Origin of the sequence: Bartonella sp. TT67HLJMS, assembly GCF_042193375.1 — a bacterium.
Lineage (GTDB): Bacteria > Pseudomonadota > Alphaproteobacteria > Rhizobiales > Rhizobiaceae > Bartonella > Bartonella grahamii.
The window spans coordinates 16,327-31,048 of the sequence record NZ_JBHILP010000011.1 but is presented as its reverse complement, the minus strand read 5'-3'; the positions used below and the strand labels follow the sequence as shown (position 1 = coordinate 31,048).

Sequence of the window (14,722 nt, the reverse complement as noted above, 5' to 3'; positions counted from 1 at the left end):
TATCCAGTTACTTGCATCACAGAATGGATTTTGCACTTTTACGGTCCGCTAAAAGAATATCATTTTCTGTCATTATAAAATTCTTTCACTATAAAAAATAGAAACAAATCATAAGCATTATTAACCATATTTTCGAATCCTTTGAAAGGTATTTAATTTATAAAAAACAATATTTTATCATATAATTTCTGATGTGATTATTTATGATTCTTATTGAGACGATATGAGAGAAAAGAGAGAGAAAGTTATCCACAAATAATGGGGTTATGTATTCCATATCTTAGCTTTGATCTGTAACATAAGCCGTCCATTTATCCATATAGACACGGCGCTGTTCTAGATAGTCTGTTCGACGATAGGCACGCTCTACTTGTCTTCCGACTGTATGACCTGGGATGGTTTCTGCGATTTCATAAGGGGGAGCGGTTGTTTCAGTAAGCCAATCGCGTAAACTAGAACGAAACCCATAGGGGCAGACATAAAGTTTATTTTTTCTCATATACTTTGACATACAATTCTGAGCAAGGGGACTACGACTGGTTGCAGAAAAAAAGAAAACATTGCGAGAAAGCAAGCGCGCTTGTTTTAGAATTTCTAATGCTTCTGTTGTAGCGTCATGCAAACCGTTCATATTCTCAGCAGGGATAGTCCATATACCCTCATCCACTTGATTTTATGAATATGACACAAAGGAAAAGTGCGAATCCTGTAAGGATGCGTAGACGCAAAGCCAATAGTGTTAGGGTTGTTGTTTGGCAAAGTGTTTTTTATAAAAAGATGGTACATTTCTTCAATCCATTGCTGGTAAATTTTGTGTTTTATGGCGTTGTTTTCTTAAGAGAGAGTGCTTTTTCTGTTATTTGTAAATCAACATTCAAATCTAAGGCGTAGTATGTTTGAGATAAAGATTAAGACGGTTCAAGTGCTTTCTTTGCTGTTGCATCTTTTGTATACCAAATTGGGGCAAGGGTATTGCGTATCTCTGTTTGTATACTCTCTGAAACAGGCAGATAGCCTAATTTGGGGAGAATATGAAGGCGTAAAGATAAGACCAATCCCCAGCTTTGCCTTCATTTTTGAATTCAGCTTTACGGCTTTCAAAGGCATCTAGAGCAATGTATTTGAAGTAACGGAGATTACGCATTGCCTCACGTTTTTGTTTGTTGCGTTCTTTAATAGGGTCACGACCTTCACGTAAAACAGAACGCCATTCGGTTGCACATTCACAAGTTTTTTTTAAAGAAACATTTCGCAACGCACCCAAGCCCATTTTGCGGCGCCGACCATGAATGGTATAACGGTAAATCCATTGAGCACCTCCATCTTTACGCTTATGAAGAAGCAAGCCGGCACCATTATTATATTTGCCAGCTCCCAATGTTGCGACAGCCCTTGGCACTTGAGGCGATTCATAAGAGCCATTTTAGTCCTTTCTTGTACAGTTTTTATCCACACGCCAGCCCCGCTTATGGTGTGCAAGAGAATGGTTTTGATTGATTCAAGATAAACAGGTTTGAAATGAGAGAATCTTATGTTATTCGGGACTCTCATTCAACATGAAAAACAACGAATTATATTTATAAATCAGTATGTTAATTTTGTTAGGTGTTTTAGTTGTTATGCTGGCTCGTTTTTGATTGTTAGATTGTAATCTCGGTCGTTTTTAATACGATATGGTGACGTGAGGCATTATATCTTTGTTTGTTCCTATTGCGAGGCTGCTATTTTTGTAACGAATGCGCTTTTATTATAAGAACTTTTTCTTTTTAAAACTTTTAAATGAGGAGCTGTCTGTATTTTTAGATTTAGCTGCCATTTTTAATAAGAGTTTACTATTTAAGTTTTTAACTTTGTCAGAAGTAGGCTTTAGTTATCCTATTTGCGTTGGTCCATAGGGCATACCAATTTATGTAGGTAATAAGTAGCGTAATGGTTTTTTAAAAATGAAAATGTAAATTAAAGCTGTTTTGTGCTTATTTTTCCATCGTTAAAGTAAAACCCTATCTGCCCCTTTAGCAGTTGTTCGGCTTTTTTACCAAAAATTTCATAGCGCCAGCCATTCATAGCGGGAATATTTTTCTTTATTCCTCCATTGGCAATTTTTTCTAAATCATTAGATGTTGCAATAATTTTAGGGGCAATGCTGTTTTCGCTTGCAACAATTTTTAATAACACTTTGAGCAGATCGATAACAGCGGCCGTCGTATCATTGAGTGGATTATGTTTAGGAATGGGGGGTAAAGTAGAAAGATCCACCTCTAAGCCTTCGTGGACAGCTTTGATTAATGATTGAGCAATTGAGAGTTTATCCCAATTCTTATTAAGACTGCGCAATCGTTTTAATGCAGATTCATCTTTTGGTTGTTGGGTTGCTATTTCTATAAGACATTCATCTTTTATGATATGACGACGTGGCATATTGTATCTTCGTGCTTCACGTTCACGCCAAGCTGCTATCTTTTGTAATACAGCAAGTTCACGAGGCTTTTTAATTTGTCCTTTCACTTTTTTCCATGCTTCATCTTCTGGCATATCATAGGTTTTAGGATTTAAAAGGATTGTTAGTTCATCATCCATCCAGTGAGCACGTTGATTTTTTTCTAACCTTTTTTTCAATAACAGGTAAACATCTCTTAAATAGGTTACATCGGCAAGTGCATAGAGCAGTTGTTTTTCAGACAAAGGTCGGCAACTCCAGTCTGTAAAGCGGGAAGATTTATCAAGATGATGCCCCGTGCAACGTTGTACAATTTGATCATAGGAGATAGAATCACCAAACCCACAAATTGATCCTGCTATTTGCGTATCAAAGAGAGGGGAAGGAATAACACCTCCAAGATGATAAATTGTTTCAATATCTTGGCGCGCAGCATGAAAAACTTTTACAACTTTTTTATCGATCATAAGGTCAAAAAAAGGTTGTAAATTAATATCTGGTGCTATGGGATCAATCAAAACTGTGACATCTGGTGATGCGAGCTGGATTAAACACAGTTGAGGCCAAAAAGTTGTTTCGCGGATAAACTCAGTATCGACTGTTACAAAATCAGAGGTACGTAGAGCGTTAAGTGCAATTTCAAGATCTGTTGTTTGTGTAATAAGATTCATCATTTTATTATAATTCGATAAATTAAATTTGTCCTTTATTGACTTTATTTTTGAGTTTTTATTCTCATATCTTGACAAATGGTTATTAAAAAGCGTTTGTAGCGCATGTGAATATTATAATCAAAGGCAAAAAACATGCACCGTTATCGCAGTCATCATTGTGCGGCTCTTCGTAGATGTGATGTAGGAGCACAAGTCCGTCTTTCGGGATGGGTTCATCGTGTTCGTGATCATGGAGGAATTCTTTTTGTGGATTTACGTGATCATTTTGGAATTACACAAATTGTTGCTGATCCTGCTTCGCCGGCTTTTAAAGTTATTGAAAAAGTGCGTTCTGAATGGGTTATTCGTGTGGATGGAGAGGTATGTGCACGTTCTGATGAGGTTATTAATGCAACGCTTCCAACAGGTGAGATTGAAATTGTTGCACAAGAGGTAGAAATTCTTTCAAAATCTGATGAACTTCCTTTACCGGTTTTTGGTGAACCTGATTATCCAGAAGATATTCGATTAAAATATCGTTTTCTTGATTTGCGTCGGGAGACTATGCACAAAAATATCATGCGTCGGACTGAAATTATTGCGGCTATGAGACGGGCTATGCAAAATAATGGTTTTACGGAATTTACGACGCCACTTTTGACAGCTTCATCACCGGAAGGAGCACGTGATTTTTTGGTTCCAAGTCGTGTTCATCAGGGAAAATTTTATGCGCTACCGCAAGCACCACAGCAATATAAACAGTTGTTGATGATGTCAGGTTTTGATCGTTATTTTCAGATTGCTCCATGTTTTAGAGATGAAGATCCAAGGGCCGACCGTCTTCCTGGTGAATTTTATCAATTAGATGTTGAAATGAGTTTTGTTGAGCAAGAAGATGTTTTAGCAACTATGGAACCTATTATGCGTTCTATTTTTGAAGAATTTGCAGATGGAAAAACTGTGACACAAAGCTTTCCTCGCATTTCCTATGATGAAGCAATGCAAAAATATGGTTCAGATAAGCCTGATCTACGTAATCCGATCATTATGGAAGATGTTTCTCAACATTTTTATAATTCTGGTTTCAAAGTCTTTGCTCAAATTTTAGCAAATGATGAGAATGCACGAGTGTGGGCTATTCCGGCTAAAACGGGTGGAAGTCGTGCTTTTTGTGATCGTATGAATGTATGGGCACAAGGCGAGGGGCAACCAGGGCTTGGTTATATTTTTTGGCGTGAAGAAAAAGGAAAATTTGAAGGAGCAGGGCCTATCGCCAAAAATATTGGTCAACAGCGAGCTGAAGCGCTCCGTATACAGCTTGGACTTGAAAGTGGTGATGCTTGTTTTTTTGTGGCTGGAGATCCAAAAAAATTCGCATCTTTTGCTGGAGCAGCCCGTACACGGGTAGGGGAAGAATTAGATCTTCTCGATAGAGAGAGTTTCTCTTTGGCTTGGATTGTTGATTTTCCATTTTTTGAATGGAATGAAGATGAGAAAAAGATTGATTTTGCACATAATCCTTTTTCCATGCCTCAAGGGGGAGAAAATGCTCTTGAGACCCAAGATCCTCTTACTCTTAAAGCTTTTCAATATGATCTTGTTTGCAATGGTTATGAAATTGCATCAGGTGGAATTCGTAATCACTTACCAGAAATGATGCTTAAAGTTTTTGAGCTTGTAGGACTTTCTAAGGAAGTTGTGAAAGATCGTTTCGGTGGTCTTTATCGTGCATTCCATTATGGGGCTCCGCCACACGGTGGTATGGCTGCGGGAATTGACCGCATCATTATGCTGTTGCAGGGTGTTAAAAATTTGCGTGAAGTTGCTTTATTTCCTATGAATCAACAGGCACTTGATCTTTTGATGAGTGCTCCGTCTGATGTGTCTCCTACACAATTACGTGATTTAGGAATCCGTATGGCTCCTACTCACAAAAATAGCTCATAAAGTTGATTATGGATTGTTTTCATCTTTCTTATGCAGAGTGAAGTTTTGATGCCTCTCAAGAGCATCATGTGTGTGTGTGCTGTTTGTGAAATTTAGATAGACAAAAACGCTATTGTGTTGATTCTTTACGAGGCTTTTTTATTCCTTGTTTTTATAGTGGCTCTTCCCTTTGTGATAGGTGAGGAAATGATTGTGATTGTTTTATCATGAATAAATTAGAAATGAGAGAATTCTATAATATTTAGGAGTCTCATTTTAGTTGAAAAAAATGAATTATCTTTATACGACAATATATTATTTATTTTTTATTGAAGTTTTTACAGTGTTGTAGCAGAGAATTGTGTCTCTTCGTTTTTATGAGAATAATGCGGTTTTCTATTCTATGGACTTACTCTGAAAAGTTTAAATTTTATAAGCTTTGAATATTTTTTTAGTTTTTCATGGAAAAACTGAATGGGGTTGTTGTACAATTTATCTTTATAATAAAAGATGATGTTTGAAAGGTGCTTTTGTCATTCCAAAAAGAATGAAATAACTCTTTGTGAGCAGTTAAATTATTATCAGATTTGACAAAGCTTTCAATAAATTACTTAGGACAAGGGGGGAAGGGCGTGTATAAATTTTTCAAATTGATATAATTTTCTGTTCATGTTCTAATCGCAGCGTTTGTTTTTATGTAATTGACTTTTAATAAAAAAGTCGACTCATAGAAGATTTCATTAAATAAATCCTATAAAATAATTTCTTATTATTGTGGGAATTGTTATTTTAATACTATGTCTGATAAAATGAATTTACCTTTTGATAAAGAACATATTGAACCAATAGAATTACGTTCTGCTTTACAGGAACGTTATTTGGCTTATGCACTTTCTACGATTACACATCGTGCATTGCCTGATGTACGCGATGGATTGAAGCCTGTTCACCGGCGGATTGTTCATGCGATGCGTCTTCTCAAACTAAATCCTGGACAGTCTTATGCGAAATGCGCGCGGATTGTCGGTGATGTCATGGGAAAATTTCATCCTCATGGGGATGCGTCTATTTATGATGCTTTGGTGCGCTTGGCTCAAAGTTTTGCTGTTCGTTATCCGTTGGTTGATGGGCAAGGCAATTTTGGTAATATTGATGGTGATAATGCTGCTGCCATGCGTTATACGGAAGCACGTATGACTGAAGTGGCTGCATTGTTACTTGAAGGAATTAATGAGAATGCTATTGATTTTCGTTTAACCTATAATGAAGAAGATGAAGAGCCTGTTGTTTTACCAGGAGCTTTCCCTAATCTTTTAGCAAATGGTTCTTCTGGTATTGCTGTTGGTATGGCAACATCTATTCCACCCCATAATGTTGCTGAGCTTTGTGATGCAGCGCTTCATTTGATTGCGCATCCCGATGTAAATGATGAGGAATTAAATCAATTCGTTCTTGGTCCTGATTTCCCGACAGGGGGAATTTTAGTTGAGCCTAAAAAAAGTATTGAGGAATCTTATCGTGTTGGGCGTGGATTCTTTCGTTTGCGTTCACGTTGGCATCAGGAATCGGGTAGCCGTGGTTCTTATGTGATTGTTGTGACTGAAATTCCCTATCAGATTCAAAAGTCACGTCTTATTGAAAAAACAGCAGAGTTATTGCTTGCACGGCGATTGCCAATGCTTGAGGATATCCAAGATGAATCAGCAGAAGATATCAGAATTGTGCTGGTTCCTAAAAATCGTACGGTTGATCCGGAGCTTCTTATGGAGTCTCTTTTTAAATTGACTGATTTTGAGGTAAGATTTCCCCTTAATCTGAATGTTTTGTCTTTGGGAAAAATACCCAATGTTCTCTCTTTGCGTGAGAGTTTACAGCAATGGCTCGAACATCGTCAAGAAGTCCTTATTCGTCGCTCTCATTATCGGCTTGATCAAATTGATTGTCGATTAGAAATTCTTCATGGATATCTTATTGCCTATTTAAATCTCGATGAGGTTATTCAGATTATTCGTGAAGAGGATGAACCTAAAAAGCAGCTCATTAGTCGTTTTGAATTAACAGAAAATCAAGCTGAAGCTATTCTTAATATGCGCTTGCGTTCTTTGCGTAAGCTTGAGGAATTTGAAATTCGTAAAGAATTTGAAAGTTTGAAAGCTGAAAAAGAAAAGCTACAGAATTTGTTGGCTTCTCCTATAAAACAATGGAAAATAATTTCAGAAGAAATCAAAAAAGTTCGAAATACTTTTGGTCCTGAAACACTCTTAGGGAAAAGACGTACGACATTTGAAGAGGCACCTAGACATGATCTTGATGATATTCAACAGGCAATGATCGAAAAAGAGCCGATTACTATTGTTATTTCTGAAAAGGGATGGATGCGTGCTTTGAAGGGACATTTGAGCGATTATAAAGCACTTTCTTTTAAAGAAGGAGACAGTTTAAAGTTAGCATTTCCAGCATTTACGACCGACAAGATTGTGCTGATAAGTACGGGGGGAAAGTTTTTTGCTATTGGTGCAAATAGTTTACCTGGAGGGCGGGGGCATGGTGAACCTATTCGTCTTTTAGTTGATATGGATGATGAGCACGATGTTCTTACAGCTTTTGTGCATCACGCCGAGGAAAAATTGCTTTTGATTTCATCTCACGGTAATGGTTTTATTGTTCCTTCTGCAGAAGTGATCGCCAATACACGAAAAGGAAAGCAAGTGATGAATGTGAAAGCTCCTGATAAGGTGAAGCTTTGTGTTCAAGTAAATGGTGATCATGTTGCGGTGGTTGGAGAAAACCGTAAAATGCTTATTTTTTCTATTGAACAAATACCAGAAATGAATCGCGGTAAAGGTGTTCGTTTACAGCGTTATAAAGAAGGTGGTGTTGTTGATGCCAAGACTTTCAATTTATCAGAAGGCTTAAGTTGGCAAGATACAGCTGAACGAATCTTTAACCGTCAGGCGGACGATCTCTTTGAATGGATGGGGACGCGTGCAGGCGTCGGGCGTTTGGTTCCAAAAGGATTTCCAAAATCAGGAAAATTTATTAATTAAATGTATTTTATAAATGGGGAAAATTCCCTATGGTTTTATGATTGTGTAAGATATTAATTTATAAGGATAATTTATTATTTTTTATATTGAAAAAAAACTAAAGCGTGAGTTTTTTCTATTTCGATCTTGTTCAGGTTAAATCAATCAAAACTGTTTTTTAACATTACAGCATTTATGGGTGCTGTCGTGAAATGATTTGATATTTTGAGAGCTGTATCTTTAAACAAACAATGTGACTGTTTAACACAAGAGTGTTCTATTTGGAGATGTTTTATTTGTCTGATCGGTTTATCTCCTTATTGTTTAAGAGAGATGTTATTAATCTTTCGTAGTAATATTTATTCGTTAGGATTACTATGATATTGCCTAAAAAGATGACCACGTTCAGCCCATAAGACGAGAAGTATGGCAGCGAGACTCAAAAAGAAAAATCCTGCTGAGTTTGGGATGGTTGTTTCATTAAATTGTTGAGCAATAAAAAAACTAAGACCTGTGCCAATAGATGTTTGCAGAAAACCAGATATAGACGACGCCGTTCCAGCTATTTCTCCTACAGGTTCAAGAGCGAGTGTATTGAAGTTTGCCATAATGCCACCGCAGGCAAACATCAGTATACAGAATAACATCATGTAAAAAGAAAAAGGAAGAATACCATCTGTTAAGATAGAGCCAACAAACCATACACATGAAGTGATAGAAAAGAGCAAAAGCATAGTATGAGCAATACGCCGCATTCCAAGGCGTCCAACGAGTTGAGAGTTAAAGAATGATGATAGAGCTTGAAATGCAGCACCAACTGCAAAGGCAATAGGGAACCAAAGTCCTAGATTATAGATCCCTTCATACGTTTGTTGTGATGTATTAACAGCAGTAAAGATACAGCCTAAAATAATGGAAGTTGCTAGTGTATAGCAAAGTGTTGTGCGATTGGTTATTACAATCCATAAATTATGTTTGACCGAAGAAAAGGAAAGAGAGCGTTGCGCATAAAGAGTTTCAGGCAAGCGCAGTTGAATCCAAATCATCAGTCCTAAACCAATAATTGCCATGAATATGAAAATAAATTGCCAGTTTCCAAACAGTAAAATGATCTGTCCTGTTGCTGGTCCAATCATTGGTGCAATAAGGAAAACCATCATCACGATAGACATCACTTCGGCCATTTTCCGACCACTATAGAGATCACGTACAATGGAAACTGTGAGCACGCGCATAGCAGCTCCTCCCATACCTTGCAGGATACGCAAAATAAGCAAGAGAGAAAAATTAGATACAAATGCACAGCCAATCGCTGTAAATGAATAAAAAGCAAGACCAATAAGAATAAGTTTACGTCGCCCATAACGATCGCTTATAGGACCAAAAAATATCTGTGTGACGCCATAGCTGATAAGATAACTCGAAATGATATAATGTTGATCGTTTTCGTTGATAACATTTAAACTGTTTAAAATGTTGGGCATAGCTGGCAACATAATATCAACAGCTATAGAATTGATGGCCATGAGTGAAGCAATGAGAATAACAAATTCTTTATAGCCAATTTTTTTTCTAATCGCATCACTATGCTTTTGTTCGTCGACTGAATATGACATACGGCATCCTTGAAATATAAATTTCGTCTGAAAACAGCTCTTTTTAAGAGTCTGAATAAAATGAAAGATACCTATGATTGATTACAGGGAATGTTTTTTTCTTTCAAAAGTTCCTGTAACTCATTGTTTTGAAACATCTCTTTAACAATATCACAGCCTCCGACAAATTCACCCTTGATATACAGCTGTGGAATTGTTGGCCAATTTGAGTAATCTTTAATTCCTTGACGCAATTCGTTAGAAGTTAAGATATTAATTCCTTTATAATTCAATCCTAAATAGTCAAGGATTTGAACAACTTGTCCTGAAAACCCGCATTGCGGAGCGTCAGGTGTTCCTTTCATGAATAAAATGACGTCGTTTGTTTTAATCTCGTTGTCAATAAAATCATGAACAGTGGTCATTTTTATCCCTCGATATTTCAGATTTTTATAAGTGTGTAATTTATATTCATACTGTTTTTAATCGTATTAAATGAGTGAATGCAAGAAGAAATTTTAGATTATTTTGGGATATTTGTTTGCAACATTAAGGCGTGAAGGTCATTTCCCATATTGCCTTTAAGGGCATCATAGACCATTTTATGTTGTTGAACACGGGTTTTACCACGAAAACTTTCAGAAATAACTTCTGCAGCGTAATGTTCCCCATCTCCAGCAAGATCACGAATTGTTACAGTAGCATCAGGAATGCCTTCACGAATAAGCGTTTCAATTGCATGGGCACTCATTGCCATCATTATTCTCCTATGTTATTCATTTTTTATAAAGGCTGTTTAAGAGAAAAAAACAATTTTTACTCTTCACCCATAAATTGTGGAAACCAGTTTTCATAGGCTTTTGTGAGTTTGTCTACTGAAAGTGTTAATATCCCATCTATAATGAGAGAAGTTCCCTCAACTTGACCTAGCTCTGTTAAAGAAACTGTATTGATTTGTGCACGCTCTTTAAGACTATTGAGAGAGTGAGGTTTGACGGCTAAAAGATAACGTCCTTGGTCTTCTCCAAAAAGTTCTGCATGATGGGGTGATTTATTGCTTAACGTTACTTTGATTCCTTTACCTGCTTTAATCACCATTTCGGCAAGTGCTATCGCTAATCCTCCGTCAGAAATGTCATGAGCAGCATGAATAAAACCGCTATTAATGGCATCTCGAACAAATTGACCATGCTTTTTTTCAAGTTGTAAATCTACAGGGGGGGGGGCACCTGCATCAATATTTAAAATGTTACGCGCATAAATTGATTGTCCTAAATGAGAGCCGCAATTTCCTACTAAAACAAGAATATCTCCATTTTGCATACCACTTATTGTTACCATTTTAGACCAATCATTAAGAAGTCCTACACCAGCAATTGTGGGGGTTGGAAGAATGGCTTCCCCATTTGTTTCGTTGTAAAGAGAAACATTGCCTGAAACGATAGGAAAATCGAGGATTCTACAAGCTTCTCCTATACCTTTAATAGCCAAAACCAGCTGTCCCATAATTTCAGGTTTTTCAGGGTTACCAAAATTGAGATTATCTGTCGCAGCCAGTGGTGTTGCACCTGTCGTACTAATATTTCGCCAGCATTCTGCGACAGCTTGTTTTCCTCCTTCATAAGGGTCTGCTTCACAATAACGAGGTGTTACATCAGAAGAAAAAGCAAGAGCACGTTTGCTGTTGTTTCCTACACGGATAACGCCTGCATCACCTCCTGGACAAACAAGGCTATTTCCTTGGATAAGGGTATCATATTGTTCATAAACCCATCGCCGTGAACTTTGATCAGCAGAATTCAATAAGGATAGAAGGGCATCACCAAGATTTTCAACCTTTTTGACGTCTTCTGCTTTCAAGGGTGTTTTTTTGGCCGGTTCACTCCAAGGACGATCATAAACAGGCGCTTCATCACCAAGCTCTTTGATGGGAAGATTGACAACTTCTTCTCCTTGATGAAATACACGAAAACGTAAATCATCGGTTGTTTTTCCAATGATAGAAAAATGCAGCCCCCACTTATGAAAAATTGCTTCTGCTTGCTTTTCTAGTTCTGGTTTAAGAACCATGAGCATGCGCTCTTGACTTTCAGAAAGCATCATTTCATAGGCTGTCATGTTTTCTTCTCGAACAGGAACTGTATCGAGATTAAGCTGTATCCCTAGATTTCCTTTTGCACCCATTTCAACGGCAGAAGAGGTGAGTCCTGCTGCCCCCATATCTTGAATAGCAACTACGGCTCCAAGTTCCATGAGCTCTAAACATGCTTCAAGAAGACATTTTTCTGTAAAAGGATCACCTACTTGAACAGTTGGGCGTTTTTCACTGATTGAATCATCAAATTCAGCAGAAGCCATTGTTGCTCCACCGACACCATCACGTCCTGTTTTTGCACCAAGATAAACAACAGGGAGTCCAATACCTTGCGCTTTAGAATAAAAAAGGGCGTTTGTCTTTGCAATACCGGCGACAAAAGCGTTAACAAGGATATTGCCATTATAACGCTCATCAAAATTTACTTCTCCACCAATAGTTGGAACGCCGAAAGCATTGCTGTAACCACCAATTCCAGAAACAACACCAGAAACAAGATGGCGTGTTCTTGGGTGATCAGGAGCACCAAATCGCAATGCATTCATAGCAGCAACAGGACGGGCTCCCATTGTAAAGACATCACGTAAAATACCACCAACACCTGTCGCTGCACCTTGATAAGGTTCAATATAAGAAGGGTGGTTATGGCTTTCCATTTTGAAAACAACACATTGCCCTTCACCAATATCGACAACACCAGCATTTTCACCAGGTCCTTGGATGACACATTTTCCTTCTGTCGGAAGAGTCTTTAGCCATTTTTTAGATGATTTATAGGAACAATGTTCGTTCCACATTGCAGAAAAAATTCCTAGTTCAGTAAATGTTGGTTCTCTACCGATTAACGTCAGGATACGTTGATATTCATCCTCTTTTAGCCCGTGTTGTGCAATGAGTTCTGGTGTAATAGTGATGTTATTGCAAGGCTTCATGAGTATTTATCCGTTAAATTAATCGAAATTTAGCATTTTTATTTTTTTAATCTAGTAGCTTATATTATAAGCAATAATGTTGTTTAATAATAAATAGTTATAGATAGTAAGCTGAAGATTTTGTTCGTTTGTTTGGTGGGATTTAAGACTAAAATGGTCTTAAATACTTGTATGTTTAGAAAATAATATCCATTGTTGTTTGTGAAGAGCTTTGTTCATAGATTTACGATGCGAGGAATAGTATAGATCCTTGTTTTTGACAATCATGGAGCGCGAGTATTTTTGCAACATCATCCATTTACCAACTCTAAAGCGCTTTGAAAAAGTAAACGACCGTCAATACCTCCGTGGGCGGGTTCAATAAAGTTTTCAGGATGAGGCATCATACCAAGAATATTACCAGCTTTATTAACAATACCAGCAATATCTTTCATTGAGCCGTTCGGGTTTGTATTTTCTGCATAGCGAAAAACAATTTGTTCATTGTCTTCCATTTGCTTTAATGTTTCACTATCAATAAAATAATTTCCATCGTGATGGGCAACAGGACAACGAATAATTTGTCCTTGAGAATAATATCGAGAAAATTTCGTCTTGGCGTTAACGACTTCAAGTTTGATTTCACGACAAACAAATTTTAAAGAAGCGTTACGCATTAAAGTTCCAGGTAATAATCCTGCTTCCAACAAAATTTGAAATCCATTACAGATACCTATTATTGTAGTACCTTCTTGTGCTTTTTCACGAATGGCTTTTAAGATGGGAGTTCGCGCTCCAATAGCACCACATCTTAAGTAGTCGCCATAGGAAAAACCACCAGGAATAATAATAACATCTACATCTGGAATTGTTGTTTCTGTTTGCCAAATTTTTAGTGGCTCAACTCCCGTTATATGATGTAATGCTGCAACCATATCTCGATCACGATTTAATCCAGGAAGTTGAATGATGGCAGTTTTCATGAGCGTTCCACTTAAAAAAGTTCGATTGTATAATTTTCAATGACAGTATTTGCGAGTAACTCTTCACACATTTGTTCAAGTTTTTTCTTTGCGGTTTCAGAAGGTAGATCATCAAGAACAATATCAAAAACCTTTCCTTGACGAATGGATTGAATGCCTTCGAAAGCTAAACTTTTTAAAGCACCGACAATTGCTTCTCCTTGTGGATCAAGAACGCTTTCTCTTAAAGTAACTGTAATGCGTGCTTTCATTTTTTGCTTCCTGCTTGTTAAAAGAACCTCTCCTTTGAAGAGAGGTATTTATATAAGGTGATGTTTTTTTGCCCTGTTTTTACTTTACGAGAACGGGACCACTTGGTCGTGTTGGTTCGTTTTCATTCATAATACCAAGGCGTTTGGCAACTTCTTGATAGGCATTAATAAGCCCACCCATATCACGACGAAAACGGTCTTTATCCATTTTTTCTTGTGTGTGCATATCCCATAGTCGTGCAGAATCAGGTGAGATTTCATCAGCAAGAACAATGCGCATCGTTTCATCTTCCCACAGGCGACCAAATTCCATTTTAAAATCAATTAATTGGATGTTAACACCGGCAAAAAGCCCAGAAAGAAAATCATTAACACGAATTGAAAGTTGCATGATATCTTCTATCTCTTGTGGGACAGCCCATCCAAAAGCTGTGATATGTTCTTCCGTTACCATAGGATCATCGAGAGAATCATTTTTATAGTAGAACTCAATGATGGATTGCGGAAGCGGGGTTCCTTCTTCCAGTCCTAAACGCTTAGCAAGAGAGCCGGCAGCAACATTGCGAACAACAACTTCCAACGGAATGATTTCTACTGCTTTAATAAGCTGTTCGCGCATGTTTATACGTTTGATAAAATGTGTTGGGATGCCCAAACGCCCAAGATGGCTAAAGATATGTTCCGAAATTCGGTTGTTTAAAACCCCTTTTCCGTCGATAATTTCATGTTTTTTTGCATTAAAGGCAGTTGCATCATCTTTAAAAAATTGAATATAAGTTCCTGGTTCAGGTCCTTCATATAAAATTTTAGCCTTGCCTTCATAAATACGGTGGCGACGATTCATC

At 37.4% G+C, this 14,722-nt stretch carries 10 protein-coding genes and 1 pseudogene; 2 read left to right on the top strand and 9 right to left on the bottom strand.

Annotated features, from left to right (window positions below):
* Window positions 1-280 precede the first annotated feature (280 nt).
* Window positions 281-1,422 (bottom strand): annotated as a pseudogene (locus ACFIJQ_RS07080) (tyrosine-type recombinase/integrase).
* A 534-nt stretch (window positions 1,423-1,956) separates the two neighbouring features.
* Entirely contained in the window at window positions 1,957-3,111 is a 1,155-nt protein-coding gene (gene rnd, locus ACFIJQ_RS07075) for a ribonuclease D (RefSeq protein ID WP_375629415.1), read from the bottom strand.
* Between the two features lie 132 nt (window positions 3,112-3,243).
* On the opposite strand from rnd, the gene aspS reads away from it, so the two are divergent.
* Both aspS and parC read left to right on the top strand, forming a co-directional pair.
* On the top strand, window positions 3,244-5,037 hold the full coding sequence (aspS, locus tag ACFIJQ_RS07070) for an aspartate--tRNA ligase (protein WP_375629413.1): 1,794 nt from the start codon (window positions 3,244-3,246) through the stop codon (window positions 5,035-5,037).
* Between the two features lie 776 nt (window positions 5,038-5,813).
* Window positions 5,814-8,063, top strand: coding sequence for a DNA topoisomerase IV subunit A (gene parC / locus ACFIJQ_RS07065; protein WP_375629410.1), 2,250 nt, complete (start codon window positions 5,814-5,816; stop codon window positions 8,061-8,063).
* 338 nt (window positions 8,064-8,401) lie between these two features.
* Here the strand turns inward: parC and ACFIJQ_RS07060 are convergent, their stop codons facing one another.
* The 7 genes from ACFIJQ_RS07060 to purC all read right to left on the bottom strand — a co-directional run bounded on the left by ACFIJQ_RS07060 (window position 8,402) and on the right by purC (window position 14,721).
* Complete coding sequence (locus tag ACFIJQ_RS07060; protein WP_375629407.1) at window positions 8,402-9,658, bottom strand: multidrug effflux MFS transporter; 1,257 nt, start codon at window positions 9,656-9,658, stop codon at window positions 8,402-8,404.
* Between the two features lie 71 nt (window positions 9,659-9,729).
* On the bottom strand, window positions 9,730-10,062 hold the full coding sequence (grxD, locus tag ACFIJQ_RS07055) for a Grx4 family monothiol glutaredoxin (protein WP_015856495.1): 333 nt from the start codon (window positions 10,060-10,062) through the stop codon (window positions 9,730-9,732).
* Window positions 10,063-10,160: 98 nt separating this feature from the next.
* Complete coding sequence (locus tag ACFIJQ_RS07050) at window positions 10,161-10,394, bottom strand: BolA/IbaG family iron-sulfur metabolism protein (protein WP_005773427.1); 234 nt, start codon at window positions 10,392-10,394, stop codon at window positions 10,161-10,163.
* Between the two features lie 59 nt (window positions 10,395-10,453).
* Entirely contained in the window at window positions 10,454-12,664 is a 2,211-nt protein-coding gene (gene purL / locus ACFIJQ_RS07045; RefSeq protein WP_015856494.1) for a phosphoribosylformylglycinamidine synthase subunit PurL, read from the bottom strand.
* A gap of 290 nt (window positions 12,665-12,954) precedes the next feature.
* Window positions 12,955-13,626 (bottom strand): phosphoribosylformylglycinamidine synthase subunit PurQ, encoded by a 672-nt coding sequence (gene purQ, locus ACFIJQ_RS07040; protein WP_375629403.1) that lies wholly within the window; start codon window positions 13,624-13,626, stop codon window positions 12,955-12,957.
* Window positions 13,627-13,637: 11 nt separating this feature from the next.
* Entirely contained in the window at window positions 13,638-13,877 is a 240-nt protein-coding gene (gene purS, locus ACFIJQ_RS07035) for a phosphoribosylformylglycinamidine synthase subunit PurS (RefSeq protein ID WP_375623949.1), read from the bottom strand.
* Between the two features lie 79 nt (window positions 13,878-13,956).
* The gene (gene purC, locus ACFIJQ_RS07030) at window positions 13,957-14,721 is read right to left on the bottom strand and encodes a phosphoribosylaminoimidazolesuccinocarboxamide synthase (RefSeq protein WP_015856491.1); all 765 of its coding nucleotides are present in this window, start codon (window positions 14,719-14,721) and stop codon (window positions 13,957-13,959) included.
* Between the last annotated feature and the right edge of the window lies 1 nt (window position 14,722).